Source organism: Flavobacteriales bacterium, assembly GCA_025210295.1.
Taxonomy (GTDB): domain Bacteria; phylum Bacteroidota; class Bacteroidia; order Flavobacteriales_D; family Parvicellaceae; genus S010-51.
Genome location: JAOASC010000040.1, coordinates 1 through 23708 on the forward strand (window position 1 = coordinate 1; position 23708 = coordinate 23708).

Below are 23708 nucleotides of genomic sequence, written 5' to 3' on the forward strand. Positions count from 1 at the left end.
AAGGAAATTGTAGAAGAATTGCATCAACGCATTAAATTACGCGTAGGAGGGAGTCCAACAGCTCAAGTTAGAGACAGTATGGATTTAGGGTTGTTTTCGTTGAATGAAAAGACAAGAGAGGTGCGTTTTGTGGGAACACATACGAGTGTTTGTCTGGTCAGAAACTCCAAGTTAACGAAATACAAAGGTTCCAAAGCAGATATTGGTTATAAGCCCAATATAGCAATAGAAGAACAAGTTTTTCAAGTAGCGATCAATGATATGTTGTATATGCATAGTGACGGTTACCCTGATCAGAAAGGAGGACCAAAAGGGAAGAAATTTTACTATCAACCCATTCGTAAAAAGTTTGAAGAAATCAGTTTGTTAAACATAATGGAGCAAGAGCAAATTATGAGTCAGACTTTTGAAGATTGGAAAGGAGCATTAGACCAGTTTGATGATGTTTGTATGGTTGGAGTAAGAATTAAATAGTGTTTTTTGTAACCTTATTCTGTTTTTATAGTTATTATGTTTAACTTAATTTATGATACGTTAGTTGATTAAAATATTAGGTTTGTCATAAAAAACATCTTTTGATAGAATTAAAAAACATAAAGAAGACCTATAGAACAGGTAAGATTGAATATACAGCGTTAAAGAATATTAACTTAACTGTTCATCAAAATGATTATTTGGCTTTAATGGGGACATCTGGTTCTGGAAAATCAACGCTAATGAATATCTTAGGAGCGTTAGATACTCCTACTTCTGGATCGTATACACTTAAGGGAAAATCTGTTGATCAATTAGACGATCAAGCATTATCGAAATATAGAAATAAAGAAATAGGTTTTGTTTTTCAAACATTTAATCTATTGCCGAAATTAAACGCGATAGAAAATGTTGCATTACCATTGTTGTATGCAGATGTATCCAAAAAAGAACGAGAAGAGCGGGCTAAAAAAATGTTAGGAAAAGTAGGATTATCTGAACATATGTACAATAAGCCTAATGAAATGAGTGGAGGGCAACGTCAGCGAGTTGCAATAGCTAGAGCCTTAATCAATGAGCCATCTATCATCTTGGCGGATGAACCTACAGGAAATTTGGATACTAAAACTTCAATAGAAGTTATGGAGTTTTTTAAAACGTTACATAAAGCTGGAAATACAATAATACTAGTTACCCATGAACTAGATATCGCTGAATATGCTGAGAAAACAATTGTATTGAAGGATGGAGAAATAATTGAAAAATGAAAAAAACAGGAATTATAATTGGAGGAGTAATTTTAGCTGCAATAGCTTATTTCTTTTTATTTAATGAGTCAGAACAAGAAGAATTGGATCCAATTAAAGCAACAGTACAAAGCGGTGAGTTTATTGTTTCTGTAGTAACAACAGGAGAATTAGAAGCTAAAAACTCAGTAGATATTTATGCTCCAGCTAGTTTGAGAAAAATGGGGGTTAATCAGATTAAAGTGTCAACAATGGTTGACGAGGGAACTATTTTAAAAGAAGGCGACTTTGTAGCTACACTAGATCCTTCTGAAATAGGAACGGAGATCAGGAAATTATATTCAGAATTATCCCAAAAAGAATCCGATTTAAAAGCCGCAAAATTAGATACGAGTTTAACGATGCGAAGTGAAAGAGAAACATTGTTAAATTTAAAGGTAGAATTAGAACAAAACCAGCTAGAGTTAGAGCAATCAAAATTCGAACCACCTGCTACTCAACGAAAAATAGAAATACAATTAGAAAAAACAGCCCGAAACTATAAACAAGCAAAAAGTAATATCGTTCTTAAAGAACAACAAGCAGTAGCAAAAGTTTTTAAAGTACAATCAGATGTCATGTTAATTCAAGATAAAATATCGAGAATGCAAGAGGTGATGGATGGCTTAACAATTAAAGCTCCTCAAAATGGGATGTTAGTTTATTATGAAAATTGGAATGGAAAAGTTAAGGCTGGAACAACCATTAATACATGGAATCCAGTTGTGGCTAGTATTCCTGATCTATCGGAAATGATTTCTAAAACTTATGTCAATGAGATAGACATTAGTAAAGTGTCAAAAAATCAGAAAGTAAAAATCAATATTGATGCATTCCCAGATCTCCCACTTGAAGGAGAAGTAATACAGGTCGCTAATATTGGTCAGCAAGAAAAAGATGGAGACGCAAAAGTATTTGAGGTAAAAGTTAGACTGACCAAAATGGATAGTGTATTAAAGCCTGCAATGACAACTACCAATGAAATCATGATTGAAAAATTTGAAGATGTTTTGTCTATTCCAATTGAGGGCGTGTATGCTACAGACAGTTTACTCTATGTATATAAAGCTATTAATGGAAAGGTTGAAAAACAGGAAATTAGAACAGGAGTATCCAATTCAACATCAATTATTATAGAAAATGGGGTAGAAGCTGGGGATGAAATTTATTTGATTCCGCCTAAAGATGCCGAAAATACATCTATTACTAGATTAACCAAATAATTACTCTATGCAACGTAATGTTCTGATAGCAATAGATTCTATAATGGCTAATAAATTAAGAGCTGTTTTAACCACATTAGGAATTATCTTTGGGGTTGCAGCTGTAATAGCGATGTTGGCAATAGGAAATGGAGCTCAACAAAAAATATTAGAACAGCTAAAAATTGTTGGAGCTAATAATGTTTTTATTAAGGCTAATTTTTCTTCAGATTTAACAGAGAGTGGGGAGGAAGAAAAGAAAACGTTTTCTCCTGGATTAACAATGAGCGATTTTAAGAACATTAAGGGGGTAGTACCATCAATTAAGCTGGCTACTCCTCAAGTGGCTTTTGATTGTTATGCCAATAGCTCTTCAAAAAGAGAAAAAACAAAATTGGTTGGGGTAAATGCAGACTACTTTCAATTATTTTCTTTAGAGCTTCAAAATGGAGCCTATTTTAGTGAATCACACAATTTGTTTTACAAAAAAGTATGTGTGTTGGGTGGTAAAATAAGTAAAAAGTTATTTCCAAATACTTCACCAATAGGGAAAGTTATACGAGTTAAAAACTTAAACTTAACGGTAATAGGAGTGTTACAAAACTTATCGGGAGTAAGTGATAATTTACAAGATATGGGAATTAACGATTACAATGCGGAAATCTATATCCCCATTCAAACCATGTTATTAAGGTATAAAGATAGAAGTTCAATTCAAGTAGTAGATCCCATGGAATGGGTGGATGAGGATGCTCCAAAAGTAATTAGAAATCCCAATCAATTGGATAAAATAACTATTCAGTTTTCAGACGCTAAAGAATTACAAAGTGGAGTATTGTTACTAGAACGGTTGTTGAATAGGCGTCATAATAATGCTACAGATTATAGTTTAGTTATTCCCGAGCAATTGTTGAAGCAACAAAAAGAAACCGATGATTTATTTAATTTGTTGTTGGGAGCCATAGCCAGTATTTCTTTATTAGTTGGAGGAATAGGAATTATGAATATTATGTTGGCTTCCGTCATGGAACGAATCAAAGAAATTGGATTAAGGATGGCTATAGGGGCAACCAAGAGAGATATTAAAGCACAATTTGTTTTTGAAGCCTTGTTTATTAGTTTAAGTGGTGGGATAGCAGGAATTTTATTAGGGGTGTTATTAAGTTATTTGATAGAGACCTTACTCTTGATGCCTGTCATGATTTCTAATTTTTCCATATTCATTTCATTTTTTATTTCAGTATTGGTCGGTATTATTTTTGGATATCTTCCTGCTAAAAAAGCTGCTGAACAAAATCCTGTTACATCATTAAGGTATGAATAAAATTAATTTTTTTTTAGTAGTAATATTTGGGGTAAATGGTTTAATAGCTCAGGATACTTATACATTGTCAGATATCATTAGGTTGGCTCATGGGCAATCAATAGCCATTAAACGAGTAGAGAATTCACTGGAAAACAAGTATTGGAGGTTCAACTCTTTTAAAAAGTCGTTTTTACCAAAAATTGAATTTGATGGAAGTTTACCGAATTTCAATATAGGGTTAACAGAGGTTATTCAACCAGATGGAACAGTTACATTTGAGCGAACAAGCCAAGTAAATACTAGAGCCAATGTGTCGATTAGTCAACCTTTGAGGTGGACAGGAGGAGATGTCTTTATTTCTTCCAACCTTTTGCGTTTGGATTGGTTAGGAGACTCTCCCTATACTTCATACCGTGCCAACCCTTTGTATATAGGGCTTTCACAACCTTTGTTAAAACATAATAGCTATAAATGGTCATCAAAGATAGAACCTTTGGTATACGAAGAAGCAAAACGATTGAGTGTAGAAGAGTCTGAAGATGTATCAAGAGAAGCAGCTCGTTTATTTTTTGATGTTTTAAGTAAGAAAGCACAATACGAAGTTGCTAAGCTAAACAAGAAAAATGGAGATACTTTGTATCAAATATCGAAAGGAAGATATAGTTTAGGTAAAATTGCTGAAAATGAATTGTTACAGATAGAGTTAACCTCATTAAATGCTGAAAAATCTCTAGCTCAATCCATGCTGGATGTACAGGTGAGCGAACAAGCTCTTAAAGCGTTTTTAAAGCTAGATAATAGCACTCAAATGCGTCTAGAAATAGATACTGTTTTGCCTTTAAGGAAAATAGACGTTAATCAAGCGGTAGCATTAGCAAAAGAGCATCGCTCAGAATATATTGCTTATGAAAGAAGAATAATGGAAAGTCAGCGTGATTTGGATAAAGCAAAGAAAGATAATTCGTTTAATGCTGATTTATTTCTAGCTTATGGAATTACCCAAACGGCTGCTTCTTTTGATGAAAGTTACCAAAATCCGTTGGATCAAGAACAAGTAAGTTTAGGTGTTAGAGTTCCGATATATAATTGGGGGCTTTCAAAATCAAACATTAAACAGCAACAAGCCAATTCTGAGTTGATAGAAAATCAAGTAGAGCAGGATCGAAAAAACTTCGAGCAAAATACCTTTATTATTGCCTCTCAGTTTAATATCATGTCACAACAAGTAGATATTTCGCAAAAGGCGATGGTAGTTGCCAAAAAAAGGTATGAAGTGGCCAAGCAACGTTATTTAATTGGTAAAAGTGATATTTTGACCTTTAATAATTCACTCCAAGAAAGAAACCAAGCAATAGATGCCTATTATCAAACCATTGCAATGTATTGGAACTCCTATTATAATATCAGAAAAATCACACATTACGACTTTGTCAATCAAAAAGTAATTGAAGCTAATGACTTTGATCCTAAGGGGTAGGAGATGATGGTTTTGTATAAAATTATTAGAGGGAAAGGAGGTCAGTTATTTTCAGTTGTAACCGAAAGGTCTATTAATAAGATTGAATTTCCTCTCGGCAATTTAACGGCAATTAATTATACACGTTGGTAACTACTGTTATTTATTCTTTTCTTTAATTCATTTATTGTTAGTGTGTTTATTTCTCGATGTAGCATTCTGTGACAATTAGAGCAAACCAATGCTAAATCTTTAAGAGAGGTAGTGGATTCTCCTTGTAGTTCTGATAAAGGAATTCTATGATGACATTCAATATAACCTTTTCCTAACTCTCCATAAGTTTTATAAAAATCAAATCCACAAACTTCACAATCAAGTTTTCCGTTTTCTTTGAAATATTTGTGCTTCTTTTTTTTATTAATTTTATAATCTCTTTCTATGTGTTTATGTAATTTATAAATGACTTTTCCTTCTTGAACTTTTATTTCTTCATTAAGATCTTCATCAATTTTATACAGTTTAATATTTAAGCTAGAGTTCTTAATAGTTTCTTTTATCTGATTTGCAGTCTTCTTTAATTCAGCTTGGTTATTATGATATTCATCAAAAACTGATTTGTCAAGCTTACTATATGATTGCATTCCTTTTCCCTCATAATTTGGGTCAATCGCCAAGAAATTACTCAACTTTAAACCAACTCCATTTGAATTTCTAAATTTATTTTTATCTGGAATATTCTCGTGAATTGGTAATTTATTTAAAACCTCAGAAAGTTCGATGATTTTAGGGTTTCTAGAATGAATTTGACCAGGTTCTAAATCAAAATATAAATCTAATGCTAAAATAATTTCATCTTTCTGCCATTTTGGGTTTTTCATAGTTTTTTTCTTTATAACATAAAAAATACCTTACAAACGTAATTTATTAAAAAACAAGGAACAATCTTTTTAATGTGGTTATTTACAGCAAAAAAAACTTAGATAGTTTATTATGGTAATTATCGACTGATAAACTATTACTCTATACAAAAACAATATCCAGTACAACCACTTTCCCCAAGTCTTCATTAATCATTTTAATGATTTTAGATTTACCCATAGAAAGTTCCTCTCTAATGACAGATGAGGTCAATTTGATATACATTCTTTTATTTTTTAAACGAATCTCTTGTGTATACTTAACAATAGGAGCTCCCATTATCTTTTTAAAAGAATTTACGGCTTCGTATTCATCATAGTTTTTAGTCAAACCGTAAGCCTTTAGGAGTTTGTTAACAACATCATCAATACGCTCTTCTTCAGAGTTTCTGTTGTTGGGTTTACGATTTTTATAATAAGCCATAAGTTATGAATACAGGATTAAATTTTTTCAACAGTACCGTTGGTTACTTTAAATACGTGGTGGTCAACATTTAAATTTTCTAATATCTCAGGAGTTTTCGTTAAGCTAGTATCAGTAATAAAGGTCTGTCCTAGCTGTTGGTTCGCAATCATTTGTAAGATATAATTCACTCTATTTTCATCCAATTTATCAAAGATATCATCCAGCAATAAAATAGGAGAGAAGCCTTTCTTTTCTTTGATGTATTCAAATTGTGCTAGTTTTAAAGCGATTAAAAAGGACTTTTGTTGACCTTGAGAAGCAAACTTCTTCAACGCATAATCTCCCATTATTCTAAAATCTAAATCATCCTTGTGAATTCCTTTAGAAGTATAAGTCAGTGCTCTATCTTTATTGATGTTTAATTTTAGAATGTCTTCAAAACGGTCGTTGTTTAAAGCAGAATTGTAGATTAAGTTGACCTCTTCATTACCTTTCGAAATATCAGCGTAGTAACGGTTAAAGACAGGGATGAATTCCGTTAAAAATTGCGTTCTATCCGCATGAATTTTATTCCCTTTTTCAACCAATTGCATATCAATAACATCAATGAGGTCTTGGTTAAACTGTTGCTGTTCAGCCATCTGTTTTAAAGTCGCATTACGTTGGGCTAACAATTTATTATAAGCGATTAAATACTCTAAGTAGGGTTTATTGAATTGAGAAATTAAACTGTCTAAAAACTTTCGCCTAGTCTCACTCCCCTCAAGTATTAAGTTACTATCGTATGGCGTGATCATAACCAATGGAAACTTTCCAATATGTTCGGCCAGTTTAGTATAATTCTTTTTATTAAACTTAAATTGCTTTTTTACTCCTTTTTTTACTCCACAATAGATGTTAGCAGGCTCATCATTTACATGATATTCACCTTGTATTACAAAAAAAGGTTCACCAAATTTTATGTTGTGGCTATCTATGGCATTAAAATAACTTTTCGTATAGGAGAGATAATAAATCGCATCCAACAGATTCGTCTTTCCTTCTCCATTATTACCCAAAAAACAATTCACAGAAGCATTTAATTCTATAGAAGCCTCAGTGCTATTTTTAAAATTGATAAGAGAAAGGTGGGTTAAAAACATTCCACGAAAATAAGGATTTAAAATAAAAGAACGTAACTAGAATAGCATGATTTTTTAGCGATGTTTATAAAAAAAATAGAGAATAGGATTGCTCTTTTCATAAAAAGATTATTTTTGCGTTTTGAAATTAAAAAAGAACAATGTCAGAACAAGAAATAGAATTTGAAGAAATTGAAGCGACGAGTGGAATTGACGGAGATATTATTACTCAAGGTCAAGACTTTTTAAAAGGACCTGGTAAGTTTGTGTTAATCGCAATAGCTGGTATTGCTGTTCTAATTGGAGGGTATTTCGCTTACAATAAATTTGTTGTAGCTCCTAAAGATGTTAAATCTGTAGAAGCAATGTATATGGCTGAGCATTACCTTTTAGATAAAGAAGATTATGCAACAGCAATTAATGGAGATGCCAACGGAGCTAAAGGATTAGAAGCTTTAGCGAAGTCGAGTTATGCAGGAGGTGAGATTGCGAAATATGATTTAGGTATTGCTTACTTAAATAATGGACAGTATCAAGAAGCGATTAAAGTATTGAAAGATGTTAATTTTAAAGATGATGTTCTGGGAACTGAAGCTTTAGGAATGATAGGAGATGCTTATTTAGAGTTAGATGATTTATCGAGTGCATTAGATTTTTATACTAAAGCTTATAAAAATAGAGAAAACATTTTAACAACACCAATGTATATGATGAAAGCAGCTCAGTGTATGGAATTGTTAAACAATTATACAGATGCAGCTGAAATCTACGAAAAACTAATCGCAGATTATCCATTTGCAAAGGAAAAAAATAATGCCGAGAAGTATTTGGCAATGGTCAAACAAGGAAAGTCAATTTATTCGATTACAAAGTAATAATTAGATGGCAACAGCAATAAAGAATTTATCACATTACGATATAAATTCAATCCCGAATGCAGCAAACATGCGATTCGGGATTGTTGTTTCGGAATGGAACGAAAAGATAACTAACGGGTTATTGGCGGGAGCATTAGCAGCATTAAAAGAAAATGGAGCTAAGGAAGAAAATATAATCGTACAATTTGTTCCTGGTTCATTTGAGTTACCTTTAGGGGCTCAGCACCTATTTGAAGCTAAAGATGTAGATGGCGTGGTTTGCTTAGGAAGTGTCGTACAAGGAGAAACTAAGCATTTTGATTTCGTTTGTCATGGAACTACTCAAGGTATAATGGACGTGAGTTTAAAATACGATCGACCAGTTATATTTGGGTTGTTAACAGATAATACAATGCAACAAGCTATTGATCGTTCTGGTGGTAAATATGGAAACAAAGGAATTGATTGCGCCATAGCATGTATTAAAATGATTGATGCTAAAAAGCAGTTAATCAAGTAATATTGTTGATTTTTTAGTTCGGTATTCTAATGAAAAAAGCTATTCTAATAGTAGACTGTGGGAGTGATAAAGTAAAAGCAATAGAAAACTGCTTAACAGAGTTAAATTACAATTTTGAAACGATCCCATTTACATTATTAAATGATATAGAGGTAGAGACCTATTTGGGAATTATTATTAGTGGTTCCCCGATATTGATTGCTGATGAAAACCCATTTTTAGATGACTTTAGTTTCTTAAAAGCATATCATAACCCTGTTTTGGGAATTTGTTTTGGTCATCAAATAATTGGAGCTGTATTTGGAGCTAAGGTTAATACTCAACAAGAAGTTAGAGTGGAGACAGAGATTGAAATAGTAAATTCGTCTGGATTGTTCAATTTTATTGAACAACCAATGGTAATGGCAGAAGATCATACTGAAGCTGTTGGAGTTCCCGAAAAATTTAATCTTTTAGCAAAATCTGAAAATTGCCAAAATGAAGCTATGCAACATAAAATGTTGCCTATTTTTGGCGTTCAATTTCACCCTGAAGTAAGTGGAAAACAAGGGATTCAATTATTGAATAATTTTTGTAAATTGACCAGAAATTAAAAATGGTACTCAATTATATTTGGATTTCGTTCTTTATCATTGCATTTATTGTTGCAGTTTATAAGACAATAAAGGGAGATGTAGAGATCTTTTCAACAATAATGAACAGTACGTTCGATCTTGCAGAAACATCCTTCGAAATATCAATTGGCTTAACAGGTGTATTGTGCCTTTGGTTAGGGATCATGAGTATTGGAGAAAAAGGTGGGGCTGTTCAGCTTTTAAGTAAACTAGTAGGTCCCTTTTTTAATCGCTTATTTCCTGAAGTTCCTCAAGATCATCCAGCTCGTGGAGCAATGTTGATGAATTTTTCGGCCAATATGTTAGGGTTAGATAATGCTGCAACTCCAATGGGGTTAAAAGCCATGACAGAGTTGCAAAAACTAAACCCTCAAAAAGAAACAGCTTCTAATGCTCAAATAATGTTTTTGGTGTTGAATACATCAGGTTTAACGTTGATTCCAATAACTGTAATGAATTACAGAGCTCAATTTGGAGCAGAAAATCCCGCTGATGTTTTTATTCCAATTCTAATAGCAACATTTTTTGCTTCTCTAGTAGGTTTAATTACTGTAGCGATTTATCAAAAAATCAATTTATTGGATAAGGTTATTTTGGCCTACCTAGGGGGGATGACTGCTTTTGTAGTAGGGATGATTTGGTATTTTTCAGGGTTATCTCCTGAACAGTTAAAAGTCCAATCATCATTAATCAGCAGTATTGTACTCTTCGTTATTATTATCAGTTTTATATTGATGGCATTACAAAAGAAAGTAAATGTCTATGATGCGTTTATTGAAGGGGCTAAAGAAGGTTTTGGAATTGCGATAAAGATAATTCCTTTTTTGGTAGCAATTTTAGTGTCAATAGGAGTGTTTAGAGCTTCAGGAGCTATGGATCTTTTTAATGATGGTGTAAAGTGGTTGTTTGCTCTTTTAATAGAAGATGTAAGGTTTGTTGATGCTTTACCAACCGCTTATATGAAACCGTTAAGCGGATCTGGAGCAAGAGGGATGATGCTAGAAGTGTTTAATAACCCTGCTTATGGAGTGGATAGTTTTGTAGGGAAATTAAGCTCTACATTCCAAGGGGCTACTGATACTACTTTTTATATTGTTGCGGTTTACTTTGGTTCAGTTAATATTAAAAATACCAGGTATGCTATTAAAGCTGGTTTATTAGCTGATTTTGCTGGGATTATAGCAGCCATCTATATCGGTTACCTTTTCTTTGGAAATTAAACTGTAAAAGTTTTCTAAAATAAAAAAGCAACATTGGAAACAATGTTGCTTTTTTATTAGTGATTCAGCTGGGGTTCGAACCCAGGACCCCATCCTTAAAAGGGATGTGCTCTACCAGCTGAGCTACTGAATCAATATTTTCCTATTTGAGTGCCCAAAGAGGGAGTCGAACCCTCACGTCCATAAGGACACATGACCCTCAATCATGCCTGTCTACCAATTCCAGCATTTGGGCGTCTTGGTAAACAAAAAAAAACTTCACATTTTTTCAGTGAAGCTTATGTGATTCAGCTGGGGTTCGAACCCAGGACCCCATCCTTAAAAGGGATGTGCTCTACCAGCTGAGCTACTGAATCTTGCTATCAATTTGTGATTGCGGTTGCAAATATAAAGACTTTTTTAAACTTGACAATGCTATTTTTATTTTTTTTATATTCTTTTTTATAAGTGGTTGAATATTAGTCTTTTGATGTTTGAAAAAAAAAGTAAAGAAATAAAGCAACCGAAAATAGGATACTTCGTCTGAAAGTTAACTGTGTGTTATGAACGTTTTATAAATATGTTAATAAAAATAAACATATTATTAGAATTAAAACACGCATATTATTATATTTGAGACAATTAACACACTAACTCCCAAAAATAAAACACTTATTCTCCCAAAATGAAACACTTATTTAAACTATATATTATAGGGATAATTTTATTAATGAATCAATCTCTATTTGCTTCACACGTTCCTGGAGGAAACCTAACTTATGAATGTTTAGGTAATAATCAGTTTAGAGTTACTTTGACTTTGTATGAAGATTGTGGTACAGCCTTTGCCTCATCTTCAGATGAAACGATTGACGTTACAAGTGATTGTGGACACAATTTAACAATGACGTTAACCAATACTGTATACCAACAAGAAATATCTCAATTATGCCCATCAAGTATGGGACAATCTGAGTGTAATGGAGGAAACTTACCTGGGATATATATGCACCAATGGTCTGGTATCATAACACTACCAGCACAATGTGACAATTGGAGGTTTGAGTTTGATGATTGCTGCCGAAATAGTTCTTCAAATTTGGTAGGAAGTAGTAGTGACTATTATTTTTATGCCGATTTAAATAATTTAGATTCACCCTGTAATTCTTCACCAACAATTACAGCACCTCCAATTCCATACTATTGTGTTAACCAACCAGTATGTTATAATTTGGGTATTGTAGAGGTGGATGGAGACTCATTAGTCTATTCTTTAGTAGAAGCATTGGATAATGCAACCACTCCTGTTCAATACCAAGGAGGATTTTCAGGAGCTCAACCTATTCAAGGAATTACAATTGATCCCAATACGGGGTTGATTAATTTTGTGCCTACAGCACAAGGAAACTACGTTGTTGTTATTCAAGTGGATGAGTATTTGAATGGTGTATTAGTTGGAACAATTATACAGGACTTTACCTTTGAAATCGCTAACTGCTCTAATCAAATCATTAGTTGTAATAATTCTAGTATCTCAAATGTAGTAGGGAGTGTGACGCAAACCGATCCAACTACTTTGGAAATGTGTGAAGGTGTTCCTTTTTCTTTTGATTTAACTTTTACAGATCCAGATATTAATGATTCGCTGTATATTGTTAGTAATATTAATTTGGTATTGCCAGGAGCAATTGTAAATTATTCATACCCTAACTCTCCCAATGCAAGTGTTATGAGTATGAACGTATCATGGACACCGCCACCTGGAAGTTCAAACTCGAATAATTCATTTACTGTTACGGTGAGAGATAATGCTTGCCCGGTTTCTGGACAGCAAACATTGGTTTATAATATTGATGTTATTGGTAGTACTTATGCCGGCCAAGATTTAACAATTTGTCAAGGAGATACTATTGGAATAACAGCATCCAATGGTTCTGTTTTTAATTGGTATGGTATCAGTGGAGAACCAATTAATGTTGGAACGAACTTTAGTTGTGATAACTGTGCCTCAACTTTAGTTAATCCTAGTATTACTTCTACTTATGAAGTTGTTAGTGACTTATCTGGGAATTGTGTCAATAGAGATACAATAACAGTCAATGTAGCTCCAAATTTTACTTATTCGATTAACCAAAGTTCAAATTCAAGTTGTTTAGGAGCTGAAATACAGTTGGAAGTTATTCCAGATGTTCCTAATAATTATACTTATGTATGGTCTCCTGATACTGACCTCGATAATCCGAATATCGCCAATCCACTTTTAACCCCATCTACTCCTGGTACTTTTCAATATGCCGTAGAAGTTGCTAGCCCTCTTGGATGTATAAAATATGATACTGTAGAAGTTAATGTTGTGTCAGAATATGCTCCAGACCTATCAGCTTCAACTTTAAATATGCCAGTTCTAGGATGTACAGATTCAGCTGTTTTTGAAATTGATTTAGGAGGGGGAATTCCTGCTATGTGTGGACCAAGTGCAAACGCCAATTGTTCAGGAGGTTCAATACAAACATTAGGCACAGCAACTGGGCAAAATACTTCAACAGGTTGGCCTGCTCCTTTTGGTAATTATTATAGAAATTCAAAACACCAGTTTTTATATACAGCAGCAGAGTTACAAGCTATGGGCTTTACAGGAGGGAAAATTAATAGAATTAGTTTTCTTGTTGATGATATGAATAATAGTACCTCTAATTATAATAGTTATTCTGTTAGAATGGGCTGTGTAGGAACAACATCTTTAACGACATGGGAAACCGGATTGACGCAAGTGTTTGGGCCTCAAAATATAACGATTTCGACTGGTTGGAATGATTTAGCTTTTTCTACCGCTTATGAATGGGATGGAATTTCGAATTTAGTGATAGAAGTTTGTTACAATAACTTAGCAACATCTTATACACAAAATGCAACAAGTCCTTATCAAACAACATCATTTAACTCTTGTATTTATTATAGAAGTGATGGTACTGCAGCTTGTCCATATACTGGTAACCCAACAACAAGCACCAGAAGACCATTGACTAAGTTTTCATATTGCCCAACTACCCCAGACCCTTCAGCATTTACATTTGATTGGTCGGTAAATGGAACGCCACAAAACATTAATCAATACAATACTCCATTGAGATTTTATGATCTTCCAACAACAGCTACAGATTATCAATTAATCGTAACTAATATTGCGGGAGGCTGTTCAGATACTGCTGAGTTTCATGTGGATTTCGAATGTTTATTGCCTTTACCATCAGTAGAAGTACCAACTTGTAATGGCTATAATGATGGAACAATCACAGTAGGAGCTTTTGGTAATGATGGACCTCCTTGGACCATTGAGTTATTAGATAACCTTGGTAACGTTATTTCAGCAGTTCCTAATGTAATGAATACAACTGTATTTAATAACATTACAGCTGGAGATTATATCGTAAGAGTAACCGATACCGTTGGACTGCAAGCCGATACCATTGTAAGAGTTGAAGAACCAACACCTGTTACATTGTCTGTAGCTAATGATACGATTATTTGTGAAGGAGGTACTGTTAATTTATATGGTGCTGTGACTGGAGGAAATGGAACCAATTCCTATGTTTATCATTGGAATGGAGGAGTAACGGGAACAACTGCTAATGAGACAGCTATGCCGCTTGTTAATACCACTTATGATGTTTATGTACTAGATTCGTTAAGTTGCTCTTCAGATACACTTTCTATCAATGTTAGTTTGTTCCCTCCAATTATTACGAATACAGAAGGAACAGATACGGTTTGTCCAGGTGATGTCGCTAATATTGAAGCTTCAGCAAACGGAGGACATGGAGGAGTTTATTTTTACGATTGGTATGATGTTAATGGAACACTGATTGGAAGTGGAGATAATATAGATGTTACACCAACAGATTCTGTGACCACTTATTACGTACAAGTTACAGATGATTGTGAAACACCAATGGAGTTAGATAGTGTCATTGTTTATTGGTACCCACTACCTAATGTTGATTTTGACGCTGATAAATATAATGGATGTTACCCAATATTAGTTAACTTTGATAATTTGACTCCAACTAATGAAGTAAGTACACTTGAATGGAGCTTTGGAGATGGAGCAACAGCTGCTAATAATACCAATCCTGTTCATGTATATACACTTCCTGGAGTTTTTGATGTAAACCTAACAGTAGTTAGCCCTGACGGATGTGTTAATGATACTACAAAAGTTGCCTTTATTGAAACATTTGATTATCCTGAAGCTCAGTTTAGTGCTTTCCCTAATCCTGCTAATATTTTTGAATCGACAGTAGAGTTTACCAATGAATCATCGAGTGATGCTGTAATGTTTGAATGGTTCTTTAGAGATACAACATTGCTAGATACCTCAATGCAAGAAAATCCTAGTTATCAATTTTCAACACAAGTACCAAATGTATATCCTGTTGAGTTAGTCGTGACGAATGAAAATGGATGTACAGATTCGACAGTATTAGAAATCATTGTTAATGGAGTTTATAGCTTTTATGTTCCTACAGCATTCTCGCCAAACGGAGATCAAATTAATGATCTTTTTCAACCACTAGGAGAGGGAGTAGAGCAAGCAGATTATACTATTCAGATATTTGATAGAGATGGACACATTATTTTTTCTGAAGCAGATATGAACGTTCCCTGGGATGGAAAGCACTTAGGTGAAGTTGTCAAAGAGGATGTTTATATCTGGAGAATTAATACTAAAGATAGGTTTACAGGAGAAGAACATGAATACTTTGGTTATGTAGCTCTCATTAAATAAAGTTAATTACAGTTAAATATATAACTATTTCAACCCTTATATCATTTGTTGGTATAAGGGTTGTTTTTTTTGAAATTGATAAAAAAAATATTGGATTGGTTGAATTGGCAACCAGTAGTAAAATATTCCGTCTAAATACTGATTGGGTGTTGTGTCGTAGTGCTATGGATTTTTAATTATAATACAAAATCTATCATGTATAAAACACTGATTACCCCTTGTCTTACTAAAGTTTATTTTTTTAGATTATTTCTTTTAGGTATATGCTTATTAAGCATACTAAATATGTTGGCCTCACATGTCCCTGGAGGTAACTTAACTTACCAATGTTTAGGAAACAATCAATTTAGTGTCACTTTAACGTTATATGAGGATTGTGGAGATGCCTTTGAACCCCTTCTAGGGACGGCTATTAACGTAAACAGTAGTTGTGGACATAATTTTACAATGTTGTTAAATAACACCGTTTACCAACAAGAAATCTCTCAACTATGTCCATCAAGTATAGGGCAGTCTGAGTGCAATGGCGGTGGTTTACCAGGAATATTTATGCATCAGTGGTCGGGGGTAATTACACTGCCAGCACAATGCAATAATTGGAGGTTTGAGTATGATAATTGCTGTAGAGATAACTCCTCAAATTTGGTAGGAAGTAGTAGTAATTATTATTTTTATGCAGACCTAAATAACTTGGATGCTCCATGTAATTCATCACCTACGATTACTGCACCTCCTATACCATATTATTGTGTTAACCAGCCAGTATGTTACAATTTGGGGATTGTAGAAACAGATGGAGATTCGTTGGTGTATTCACTAGTTGCGGCATTGGATAATGCTACTACACCATTACAATATCAAGGAGGCTTTTCAGGTAGCCAACCAATACAGGGCATAACAATTGACCCCAATTCAGGGTTAATTAATTTTGTACCAACAGTACAAGGGAATTATGTGGTCGTTATTCAAGTGGATGAATACCTAAATGGAGTATTAGTCGGAACAATCATACAGGACTTTACGTTTGAAATAGCGGCTTGTTCTAATCAAATTGTTAGTTGCAATAATGCAAATATTTCCAATGTTGTAGGAAGTGTAACTCAAATTAACTCCACTACATTGGAGATGTGCGAAGGGATCCCTTTTTCTTTTGATTTAACTTTTTCAGATCCTGATATCAATGATTCTGTATTTATTTCAACAAATATAGATTTGGTATTAAATGGAGCGGTAGTTACCTATTCCTACCCCAATGCTCCTGCTACCAATGTGATGAATATGAATGTCTCTTGGACACCTCCTGCTGGAAGTTCTAATTCTAATAATTCCTTTACTGTTACTGTTAGAGATAACGCCTGTCCTGTTTCAGGTCAACAAACATTGGTTTATAATATAAAAGTCATAGGAGGTACTTATGTTGGGCCAGATTTAACGATTTGTGAAGGAGACTCAGTTGAATTAATGGCTGTAAATGGTTCTGTTTTTAATTGGTATATGGTAAGCGGAGAACCCATCAGTGTTGGAACAAACTTTAGTTGTGATAATTGTGCTTCTCCGATCGTAAATATTGGTGCCACCTCTACCTATGAAGTTGTAAGCGATTTATCGGGAAATTGTGTTAATAGAGATACGATAACTATAAATGTAGCACCTAACTTTACCTATTCAATTCATCAAAGTTCAAGTTCAGGATGTCTTGGAACTGAAATACAATTGGAGGTAATTCCAGATACTCCCAATAATTACACCTATTTATGGTCTCCTGTTGTCAATTTAGATAACTCGAATATTGCTAATCCTATTTTTAGTCCGTCCGTCCCTGGAACTTTTCAGTATGGAGTTGAAATATCGAGTCCACAAGGTTGTGTCAAATATGATTCTATTGGAATTGTTATTGATGAGGAATGTTTAACACCATTAATATTAAATATACAGAGTCCTACTTGCAATGGGGGGAGCAATGGAGCATTGACCATTGGTGCTTTTGGAAATGATGGACCTCCTTGGACAATTGAGTTGCTAAATAACTTAAGTAATGTAATTTCAACAGTTCCTAATGTGATGGATTCAATTGTGTTTAATAACCTTTTAGCAGGTAACTATACGGTAAGAATTACAGATACAACAGGCTTTCAAGTTGATACCATTGTAAGCGTTACAGAACCAACTGTCGTATCATTGTCTCTAGCCAATGATACGACAATATGTGAGGGAGGTACAGTATATTTAAACGGAGACGCAACAGGAGGAAATGGTACCAATTCATACGTTTATCATTGGAGTGGAGTGACAGGTACATCAGCCAACGAAACAGCAATGCCGCTAGTTAATACTACTTACGATGTTTATGTACTAGATTCGTTAAATTGCTCTTCAGATACACTTTCAATTAATGTCAGCTTGTTCCCTCCAATTATTACGAGTACAGAAGGAACAGATACTGTTTGTCCAGGTGATGCCGCTAATATTGAAGCTTCAGCAAGTGGAGGACATGGAGGAGTTTATTTTTACGATTGGTATGCTATTAATGGTACACTGATAGGAAGTGGAGCTAATATAGCTGTTACACCTACAGATTCTGTGACTACTTATTACGTACAAGTTACAGATGATTGCGAAACACCAATGGAGTTAGATAGTGTCATTGTTTATTGGTACCCATTACCTAATGTTGATTTTGAAGCTGATAACAGGAATGGATGTTATCCAATATCAGTCAACTTTAGTAGTTTAACACCAGTCAATGAAGTCAGTACATTAGAGTGGAGCTTTGGAAATGGAATTACAGTAATAGGAGATAATAATCCTGCTAATACATATACATTTCCTGGAATTTATGATGTGAAACTAACAGTAGTTAGTCCCGATGGATGTGTCAATGATACAACTAAAGTAGCCTTTATTGAAGCGTTTGATTATCCAATCGCTGAGTTTCAAGCGTTTCCTAATCCTACCAATATTTTTGAGTCGACTGTAGCATTTACAAATGAATCTTCCAGCGATGCAGTAGAATTTGAATGGTTCTTTAGAGATACAACACTACTAGATACTTCAAGACAAGAAAATCCTAGTTATCAATTTTCGTCTGAAATACCAAATGTGTATCCAGTAGAGTTAGTAGTCACCAATGAAAATGGTTGTACAGATACAACGCTTTTAGAAGTTATTGTTAATGGCGTTTATAATTTTTATGCTCCTACAGCGTTTTCTCCTAATGGAGACCATACTAATGATGTTTTTCAGCCATTTGGAGAGGGAGTGGAACATGCAGATTATTCTATTCAAATATTTGATCGAGATGGACATCTTATTTTTTCTTCAAAAGAAATGAATATGCCTTGGGATGGAAAGTATTTAGGAAAAGTGGTAAAAGAAGATGTCTATGTTTGGAAGATTGTGACTAAAGATCGATATACAGGAAAAATGTATGAATATTATGGCCATGTAACATTGATTAAGTAAAAAAGTTAATAAAAGGTTAAAAAAAAGGAGGTTGCTATCATTAAGCCTCCTTTTTTCATTTTTGGAATGAATTATGGTATAACTGAGTTGAAAGTAAAACAGAATTAACCTTTTAGGTAGTGATGGCTATAATAGGTAAAAAAAAAATGCTATTTTTGGTCAGATACATAGAAGTATAAAACAAATTGTTATGGTGAAGAATATATTTACAATAGGACTATTTAGTAGTCTAGCTATCTTTGGAATAGCGCAAGAGGATGATAATAACTTGGTTGATAATCCAAGTTTTGAAGTTGCAGATAAGGTAAAGAAATTAAATAAGTTAAAGAAAATTGAAGTTGCTAATGGATGGAGTTCTCCAACTGCAATGAAAGCCGATTTATATTCAACACAAGCAAAAGAGGTGGCTACAATTCCTAATAATGGCCAAGGTAGAGAATTTCCAATGGGGGCTGAAGAAGGCAACTACGCTGGAATAGTAGCCTATAGTTATAATAATAAAGAACCAAGAACATATTTACAAACAGAATTGATAGGGCCTTTAAAGAAAGACGTTGAATATTGTGTTAAATATCATGTTAGTCTTTCCGATTTATCAAAATACGGGGTTAATAACTTAGGTATGTACATTGCTAAAGATCCTATTGAAATTGAAACAAAAGAAGATATCATTTTTCAAAAGGAAAAAGAGTTAGCAAGAGTTGTTATACCTCAAAATAATGAAGTAAAAATGGCTCGTTATGGTTTCGAACCGATCTGTGGGGTTTATAAGGCTTCAGGGAAAGAAAGATTTATTATTATAGGAAATTTTAAAAATAATAAAGATACCAAATATGAAAAGCTGAAAAAGAAAGCTGATATTAAAGGATCTCAGTTCCCAAAAGCTTATTATTATGTAGATCAAGTAGAAGTATTTGTATTAGAAAACCCTGAAGATTGTGATTGCTCTCAAAAGCAAAAAACAAATAATGGAGAGTCTGTGATTTATCATAAACAGTTTACAAGTGAAGATGCTTTTACTATTGAGCAGCAAATTAAATTTTCAACGATTTATTTCGATAACTTGAAAGCTGAAATAGATCCTATTATGATTACAGATCTAGATAATTTAGTAAAAGTTTTAAAAGAAAATTCAGCAGTTAAAATAGAGATTAATGCTCATGCTGATAAAACTGAAGTAGTTGCAGCATCTAAGGAGCCAGATAATGAAAAGTGGCAAAAGTTAGATGAAAAGAGAGCAGAAAAAATAAAAGCTTATTTAGTTGAAAAAGGGGTAGATGCAGGAAGATTAACCGTAAAAAATCATGGTTCTTTACGAGCAGCATCCGAAGGTGCAGGTGAAATAGATAAAGCAAAAAATAGAAGAGTAGAGTTTGTTATAATCAAATAAACGATATTCGATGAATTGAATACCAAAGCCAGATAATTTTATTGTCTGGCTTTTTTTATATTTGTAAAAGAATAAAATAACCCGAAATATATGTTTACAATAGATACTTCTATTACTAAAAACCCTCAATTACATCATTATTTATTGGGGGCTGTAGGACCTCGTCCAATTTGTTTTGCCAGTACAATAGATAAAAATGGAGTCGCAAACCTTGCGCCATTTAGCTTCTTTAATGTATTTAGCTCTAATCCGCCAATAGCTGTTTTTTCTCCGGCTAGAAGTGGTAGGACAGGGAAACAAAAAGATACATTTAATAATATCAAAGAAGTACCTGAAGTTGTGATTAACATCGTTAACCACGCTATCGTTCATCAAATGTCATTAGCAAGTTCACCCTATGCTCCTCATGAAGATGAGTTTGTAAAAAGTGGGCTAACTCCACTAAGGTCTGATTTGGTAAAACCTCTTCGAATTCAAGAATCTCCAGTTCAAATGGAATGTAAAGTCATTGAAGTAAAAGAGTTAGGAGAACAAGGAGGTGCTGGAAACCTTATTATTTGTGAAATTCTTAAAATTCATATTGATGAGGCTGTATTAGATGATAACAACATGATTGATCAACTAAAAATTGATTTAGTAGCAAGAATGGGAGGGAATTGGTATTGTAGAGCAGACAAAAATTCAATGTTTGAAATAGAAAAACCTATTATATCTAAAGGTATTGGTTTTGATCATATACCTGAGGATATTTTAAATAGTAAAATCTTAACAGGGAATGATTTAGGTATGTTAGGGGGAATTGAAATGCTTCCTAATGAAACAGAAGTTAATGACTATAAATTAATGGAATTAAGCGACTTATTCATGGAGTATGAAGATAACGCAACTCAATTAGAAGAAGAACTTCATAAAAAAGCGAAAGTACTTTTAGAGCAGCAAAATATCGAAGATGCTTGGAAAACGTTATTAACATTCAATAACTAGATATTCACAGTATGTCTTTATTCAGAATAAAAGGCTTACTTTTAGGGTTCGAAAAAAAATAAAAAGTTAAGATAAAAAATGGCAGAATTAAAGATTAACGGGAAAGTAAAAGTATTAATGGATGCTCAAACTTTTGACAGTGGGTTTACAAAGAGAGAGTTTGTGATCACAACTCAAGAGCAATATCCACAAGATGTAAAGTTAGAGTGTACACAGCAAAGAGTAAGTTTATTAGATAACTTAAAAGAGGGAGATAATGTTGATGTTTCTTTTAACATTAGAGGAAATGAGTATAACGGAAGATATTTTGTAAATCTTCAAGCTTGGAAAGTTGAAGCTGCTGGAAGTGCTCCAATTCCTGCACCACAACCTGTTACTCCTGATACAGCATTAGATGCTGCTGAAGATGATGGTGATTTACCATTTTAATTAAAAACATTTTCTAAAAAAGGCAAGATTTTAATCTTGCCTTTTTTTTTGTTTCGCTATTTATTGGTACAAAAAAATCCCATTGGAATTTCCAATGGGATTTTTTTAATCTAAAGATTTATTAATCTTTTAAACTGAAGCCTTAACAACTGGAGCTGCCGCCATGATTTCTTCATTAGCGTTATCTGCAAACTGCTCAAAGTTTTTGATAAATTGTTCAGCTAAATTATTCGCTTTAACATCGTAAGCATCTTTATCTTCCCATGTGTTTTTAGGACTTAAAACTTCATCTGGTACATTTGGACATGTTGTAGGCATTGCCAAACCAAATATTTCGTGGTTGGTGTAAGCAACATGGTCTAATTCACCTTCAAGAGCAGCTGTAATCATAGCTCTAGTGTATTTTAAACTCATACGTTTTCCTGTACCATAAGCACCACCTGTCCAACCAGTGTTAATTAGCCAAATGTTAACATTGTTTTCAGTCATTTTTTGACCTAACATTTCTGCATATTTAGTTGGGTGTAAAGGTAAGAAAGGAGCTCCAAAACAAGCAGAGAATGCCGTTACTGGTTCAGTAATTCCAGCTTCAGTTCCCGCAACTTTTGCAGTGTACCCCGAAATAAAGTGATACATTGCTTGCCCTTTTGTTAACTTAGAGATTGGAGGTAATACTCCAAAAGCATCAGCAGTTAAGAAGAAAATATTTTTAGGTGTAGTTCCTATGCTACCTTCTTGTATATTATCAATATGGTGAATTGGGTAGCTGACACGTGTATTTTCTGTTTTTGATTTATCGTGAAAATCAACAGTAGAAGTGTTTTCTAAAAAGTTGATATTCTCTAAAATAGCACCAAATTTAATGGCATCCCATATTTGAGGTTCTTTTTCAGCACTTAAATCAATACATTTAGCATAACACCCTCCTTCGAAGTTAAACACAGTACCATCTGCCCATCCGTGCTCATCATCTCCAATTAATTTACGGTTTGGATCAGCCGATAACGTTGTTTTTCCAGTACCTGATAACCCAAAGAATACAGCAGTATCACCGTCTTTACCTACGTTAGAAGAACAGTGCATTGACAATACATTTCTTTCGTGAGGTAAAATAAAGTTTAATACAGAGAAAATTCCTTTCTTAATCTCTCCAGTATATCCAGTACCTCCAATAACAATCATCTTTTTGGTAAAGTTAATGGCAGCAAAGTTGTGCTGGCGAGTTCCATCTGTTTCTGGGTTGGCATAAAAACCAGGGGCATTAATGATCGTCCATTCTGGATTGAAATCGTTTAACTCCTCTTGAGTTGGTCTTAAAAACATGTTTGAAGCAAACTGATTAGACCAAGGATATTCATTAATAACTCTGATGTTTAATTGGTGATTTTTATCAGCACAAGCATAAGCATCTCTAACAAAAATATCTCTATTTTGTAAATATGCAGTAGCTTTCGCCAATAGGTTGTCAAAGTGTTCAGGAGTCATTTTAATGTTGATATCTCCCCACCATACCGCATCTTCAGTTTTGCTGTCAGCAACAATAAAACGATCTTTAGGAGATCTTCCTGTGAATTCACCTGTGTCAATTGCTAAAGCTCCAGAGTCAGCTAAGGCTCCATGACCTCTTAAAATAGATTCTTCAACAAGTTCAGCAGGAGTTAAATTCCAAAATGCATTGGCTACATTACCCAACCCTAGCTCTGGTAAATTAGCTGTTGTTGGTTTTATTCCAAATTCATTCATTATAATTTTTTTTAGTTTTTAGAACACAAAAATACAATATCTCAACTTTTAAGTCAT

General features: G+C 33.7%; 18 protein-coding genes and 3 tRNA genes. 14 read left to right on the forward strand and 7 right to left on the reverse strand.

All coding sequences use genetic code 11. The features are described from left to right. The 5 genes from N4A35_11470 to N4A35_11490 all read left to right on the forward strand — a co-directional run. On the forward strand, positions 1-474 hold a 474-nt coding region (locus N4A35_11470), incomplete at its 5' end, for a serine/threonine-protein phosphatase (GenBank protein ID MCT4582031.1). A gap of 101 nt (positions 475-575) precedes the next feature. Further along, the gene (locus tag N4A35_11475) at positions 576-1241 is read left to right on the forward strand and encodes an ABC transporter ATP-binding protein (protein MCT4582032.1); all 666 of its coding nucleotides are present in this window, start codon (positions 576-578) and stop codon (positions 1239-1241) included. Beyond that, complete coding sequence (locus tag N4A35_11480) at positions 1238-2482, forward strand: HlyD family efflux transporter periplasmic adaptor subunit (GenBank protein MCT4582033.1); 1245 nt, start codon at positions 1238-1240, stop codon at positions 2480-2482. The genes N4A35_11475 and N4A35_11480 overlap by 4 nt, the downstream gene beginning before the upstream one ends. Before the next feature lie 7 nt (positions 2483-2489). Further along, on the forward strand, positions 2490-3785 hold the full coding sequence (locus tag N4A35_11485; protein ID MCT4582034.1) for an ABC transporter permease: 1296 nt from the start codon (positions 2490-2492) through the stop codon (positions 3783-3785). Next, positions 3778-5244, forward strand: coding sequence for a TolC family protein (locus N4A35_11490; protein MCT4582035.1), 1467 nt, complete (start codon positions 3778-3780; stop codon positions 5242-5244). Before N4A35_11485 ends, N4A35_11490 begins: the two co-directional genes overlap by 8 nt. Before the next feature lie 116 nt (positions 5245-5360). Here the strand turns inward: N4A35_11490 and N4A35_11495 are convergent, their stop codons facing one another. The 3 genes from N4A35_11495 to recF form a co-directional block, all read right to left on the reverse strand. After that, positions 5361-6101 (reverse strand): HNH endonuclease, encoded by a 741-nt coding sequence (locus N4A35_11495; protein ID MCT4582036.1) that lies wholly within the window; start codon positions 6099-6101, stop codon positions 5361-5363. Positions 6102-6243: 142 nt separating this feature from the next. Next, positions 6244-6564 carry a DUF721 domain-containing protein gene (locus tag N4A35_11500; GenBank protein MCT4582037.1) on the reverse strand — a complete coding sequence of 107 codons (321 nt, stop codon included), beginning with the start codon at positions 6562-6564 and terminating at the stop codon, positions 6244-6246. Positions 6565-6581: 17 nt separating this feature from the next. Continuing rightward, positions 6582-7688: a DNA replication and repair protein RecF gene (recF, locus tag N4A35_11505; protein MCT4582038.1), complete on the reverse strand. Its 1107-nt coding sequence runs from the start codon at positions 7686-7688 to the stop codon at positions 6582-6584. A 140-nt stretch (positions 7689-7828) separates the two neighbouring features. On the opposite strand from recF, the gene N4A35_11510 reads away from it, so the two are divergent. From N4A35_11510 to N4A35_11525, 4 genes are read left to right on the forward strand one after another with little or no spacing between them, the layout of a single operon-like run. Next, positions 7829-8542 (forward strand): tetratricopeptide repeat protein, encoded by a 714-nt coding sequence (locus N4A35_11510; GenBank protein ID MCT4582039.1) that lies wholly within the window; start codon positions 7829-7831, stop codon positions 8540-8542. A gap of 7 nt (positions 8543-8549) precedes the next feature. Then, positions 8550-9044: a 6,7-dimethyl-8-ribityllumazine synthase gene (gene ribH / locus N4A35_11515; GenBank protein ID MCT4582040.1), complete on the forward strand. Its 495-nt coding sequence runs from the start codon at positions 8550-8552 to the stop codon at positions 9042-9044. 29 nt (positions 9045-9073) lie between these two features. Beyond that, positions 9074-9637 carry a gamma-glutamyl-gamma-aminobutyrate hydrolase family protein gene (locus N4A35_11520; GenBank protein MCT4582041.1) on the forward strand — a complete coding sequence of 188 codons (564 nt, stop codon included), beginning with the start codon at positions 9074-9076 and terminating at the stop codon, positions 9635-9637. Positions 9638-9639: 2 nt separating this feature from the next. Then, on the forward strand, positions 9640-10878 hold the full coding sequence (locus tag N4A35_11525) for a spore maturation protein (protein MCT4582042.1): 1239 nt from the start codon (positions 9640-9642) through the stop codon (positions 10876-10878). 60 nt (positions 10879-10938) lie between these two features. Here N4A35_11525 and N4A35_11530 read toward each other — a convergent pair. The 3 genes from N4A35_11530 to N4A35_11540 all read right to left on the reverse strand — a co-directional run bounded on the left by N4A35_11530 (position 10939) and on the right by N4A35_11540 (position 11234). Further along, positions 10939-11011: transfer RNA gene (locus tag N4A35_11530), tRNA-Lys, on the reverse strand. A gap of 18 nt (positions 11012-11029) precedes the next feature. Further along, positions 11030-11113, reverse strand: a tRNA-Leu gene (locus N4A35_11535). 48 nt (positions 11114-11161) lie between these two features. After that, positions 11162-11234, reverse strand: a tRNA-Lys gene (locus N4A35_11540). A 308-nt stretch (positions 11235-11542) separates the two neighbouring features. Here N4A35_11540 and N4A35_11545 point away from each other — a divergent pair. From N4A35_11545 to N4A35_11565, 5 genes are all read left to right on the forward strand, one after another. Then, positions 11543-15643 (forward strand): PKD domain-containing protein, encoded by a 4101-nt coding sequence (locus tag N4A35_11545; GenBank protein ID MCT4582043.1) that lies wholly within the window; start codon positions 11543-11545, stop codon positions 15641-15643. A 285-nt stretch (positions 15644-15928) separates the two neighbouring features. Then, positions 15929-19105: a PKD domain-containing protein gene (locus tag N4A35_11550; GenBank protein ID MCT4582044.1), complete on the forward strand. Its 3177-nt coding sequence runs from the start codon at positions 15929-15931 to the stop codon at positions 19103-19105. A gap of 190 nt (positions 19106-19295) precedes the next feature. Then, on the forward strand, positions 19296-20495 hold the full coding sequence (locus N4A35_11555) for an OmpA family protein (protein MCT4582045.1): 1200 nt from the start codon (positions 19296-19298) through the stop codon (positions 20493-20495). Positions 20496-20585: 90 nt separating this feature from the next. Beyond that, positions 20586-21479, forward strand: coding sequence for a flavin reductase family protein (locus N4A35_11560; GenBank protein ID MCT4582046.1), 894 nt, complete (start codon positions 20586-20588; stop codon positions 21477-21479). A 78-nt stretch (positions 21480-21557) separates the two neighbouring features. Then, entirely contained in the window at positions 21558-21908 is a 351-nt protein-coding gene (locus tag N4A35_11565) for a DUF3127 domain-containing protein (GenBank protein MCT4582047.1), read from the forward strand. Between the two features lie 129 nt (positions 21909-22037). On the opposite strand, the gene pckA is transcribed toward N4A35_11565, so the two are convergent. Continuing rightward, positions 22038-23651, reverse strand: coding sequence for a phosphoenolpyruvate carboxykinase (ATP) (gene pckA, locus N4A35_11570; GenBank protein ID MCT4582048.1), 1614 nt, complete (start codon positions 23649-23651; stop codon positions 22038-22040). Positions 23652-23708 lie beyond the last annotated feature (57 nt).

What these genes read in the sequence shown, in the direction of transcription:
- N4A35_11500 (MCT4582037.1), bottom strand. Translation starts at nt 6,564, where the DNA reads ATGGCTTATTATAAAAATCGTAAACCCAACAACAGAAACTCTGAAGAA.
- N4A35_11485 (MCT4582034.1), top strand. Translation starts at nt 2,490, where the DNA reads ATGCAACGTAATGTTCTGATAGCAATAGATTCTATAATGGCTAATAAA.
- N4A35_11480 (MCT4582033.1), top strand. Translation starts at nt 1,238, where the DNA reads ATGAAAAAAACAGGAATTATAATTGGAGGAGTAATTTTAGCTGCAATA.
- N4A35_11555 (MCT4582045.1), top strand. Translation starts at nt 19,296, where the DNA reads ATGGTGAAGAATATATTTACAATAGGACTATTTAGTAGTCTAGCTATC.
- N4A35_11510 (MCT4582039.1), top strand. Translation starts at nt 7,829, where the DNA reads ATGTCAGAACAAGAAATAGAATTTGAAGAAATTGAAGCGACGAGTGGA.
- N4A35_11490 (MCT4582035.1), top strand. Translation starts at nt 3,778, where the DNA reads ATGAATAAAATTAATTTTTTTTTAGTAGTAATATTTGGGGTAAATGGT.
- ribH (MCT4582040.1), top strand. Translation starts at nt 8,550, where the DNA reads ATGGCAACAGCAATAAAGAATTTATCACATTACGATATAAATTCAATC.
- N4A35_11545 (MCT4582043.1), top strand. Translation starts at nt 11,543, where the DNA reads ATGAAACACTTATTTAAACTATATATTATAGGGATAATTTTATTAATG.
- N4A35_11560 (MCT4582046.1), top strand. Translation starts at nt 20,586, where the DNA reads ATGTTTACAATAGATACTTCTATTACTAAAAACCCTCAATTACATCAT.
- N4A35_11525 (MCT4582042.1), top strand. Translation starts at nt 9,640, where the DNA reads ATGGTACTCAATTATATTTGGATTTCGTTCTTTATCATTGCATTTATT.
- N4A35_11495 (MCT4582036.1), bottom strand. Translation starts at nt 6,101, where the DNA reads ATGAAAAACCCAAAATGGCAGAAAGATGAAATTATTTTAGCATTAGAT.
- pckA (MCT4582048.1), bottom strand. Translation starts at nt 23,651, where the DNA reads ATGAATGAATTTGGAATAAAACCAACAACAGCTAATTTACCAGAGCTA.
- N4A35_11550 (MCT4582044.1), top strand. Translation starts at nt 15,929, where the DNA reads ATGTTGGCCTCACATGTCCCTGGAGGTAACTTAACTTACCAATGTTTA.
- recF (MCT4582038.1), bottom strand. Translation starts at nt 7,688, where the DNA reads ATGTTTTTAACCCACCTTTCTCTTATCAATTTTAAAAATAGCACTGAG.
- N4A35_11520 (MCT4582041.1), top strand. Translation starts at nt 9,074, where the DNA reads ATGAAAAAAGCTATTCTAATAGTAGACTGTGGGAGTGATAAAGTAAAA.
- N4A35_11565 (MCT4582047.1), top strand. Translation starts at nt 21,558, where the DNA reads ATGGCAGAATTAAAGATTAACGGGAAAGTAAAAGTATTAATGGATGCT.